The 1,315-nt window shown below is 57.7% G+C and carries 2 protein-coding genes; one reads left to right on the top strand and one right to left on the bottom strand.

Annotated elements, in window-relative coordinates; all coding sequences use genetic code 11:
- Positions 1-379: 379 nt before the first annotated feature.
- A complete protein-coding gene (locus WH91_RS04245; protein ID WP_046169775.1) occupies positions 380-640 on the top strand; it encodes a hypothetical protein in 261 nt (86 codons plus the stop codon).
- Between the two features lie 102 nt (positions 641-742).
- Here WH91_RS04245 and WH91_RS04240 read toward each other — a convergent pair.
- Positions 743-1,315, bottom strand: a 573-nt coding sequence (locus WH91_RS04240; protein WP_210165768.1) for a site-specific integrase, incomplete at its 5' end; no start/stop codon positions are given.

Here is a 1,315-nt window from a genome sequence, read left to right as displayed (position 1 = left end):
GCGCCGGGATTGGCGGGCAGCATGACATTGACCTGGGCATGGGCCGCACCCGACGCGAGCGACGCGATGACAGCGAGCGGCAGCAGAGCTTTTCTGAAACGCATTGGTTCCTCCTTGAGATGCGATCCGTCAGCACGCTTGTGCGTATTATGTCGACAGAAACGTACGCAAATAGTCATCATACCTGGATTATGATGTCAATAACTCAGAACATGCTGACACATTTGGTTTCGACAGCACGTCGGCGTGTAATTTGGAGTCACCTCGTGACCCCGTCGAGCGTTGGGATTTCAATAGCTTACCGTGCCGATCGGCACCCAACCCCACGCCAATCAACAGCCATTAAGGTGATGTGGTCGGGCTTGCCAAACAGGGAAGCATGGCCCGCCGCCCGATTCTGGCGGCCATCGCCGAGCACCAAGCTTGGCCGCGCCGCGCGGGGTTAGCGGCCAACCTCGACGGGCCCATGGCCGCCGAGGCAGAGTACGCCTCGCTGCTGGTCGCACACGAAACCTTCATTTCTTCCTTCCCGGAGGCCGACACCGACGTCGCACGCGACGTCGGTGTCGAAAATGTGCGGATGTCTCAGATGCGAGATGATCTGGAAGATCCAGAGGCGAACAGCACTTTTTCTCCATGATGCGTGTTCCACCGACAGGATAATTCTGCCGGTGAAACCTTCACGTGAGACTGCTGGCGCTGCTGTTCCGGAGCTTTCAATCGCCCGATGTGAGCGTCGCGGTTAAGCAGAGGTGGGTGCCTTCCTCTTGTAGACCAAGGACTTCCGAGCAGGCACAACCTGCTTTGTCACAAGGGCCATCGCAGCGCCCTCGGTAAGCTCCGGCAGGAACCGCAAGGCTACCAGTTTCACCGTGAGCAGCGCTGGTTCTTTGTATACGCGGTCGGTCGTCCCGACGTTTTCATGCCCTACGATATCCTTGGTGGTCTTATCCTTCACGGTTTCGATGCGATCGAGAGCCGTGCAAATGTAGTGACGGAAACTGTGAAAGGTTTTCGCTGCGTCGCTTTCAACGCGCGATACGCCCAAGCTCAGCTTCACTGCCTTGGAAAAATTGTAGTGGAGCTTATCGCCCCACGAGGACTTGGTGCCCGCTGTTGGTTTTAGATCGGGAAAAAGGTTCGTCTCGCCGGCCTGCTGCAATTTCCTTACATACCGATCAAAGCCCATGACGTTGCCCCCAACTTCTATCCAGCCTGAAGGAGACTCGGGCGGTTGTTTTGGCCGATCTGGCCGGGGTGAGCTACGGGGGCTGGCGCAGAGCTGGTCATTGAGCGGAGCGGCAGATCCCGTCGC

This window comes from Devosia psychrophila, assembly GCF_000971275.1.
Classification (GTDB): domain Bacteria; phylum Pseudomonadota; class Alphaproteobacteria; order Rhizobiales; family Devosiaceae; genus Devosia; species Devosia psychrophila.
This window is presented reverse-complemented; position numbering and strand designations above follow the sequence as displayed.

Excerpts from the sequence above, each read along its gene's own strand:
- WH91_RS04245 (WP_046169775.1), top strand. The coding sequence starts at position 380 with ATGGCCCGCCGCCCGATTCTGGCGGCCATCGCCGAGCACCAAGCTTGG.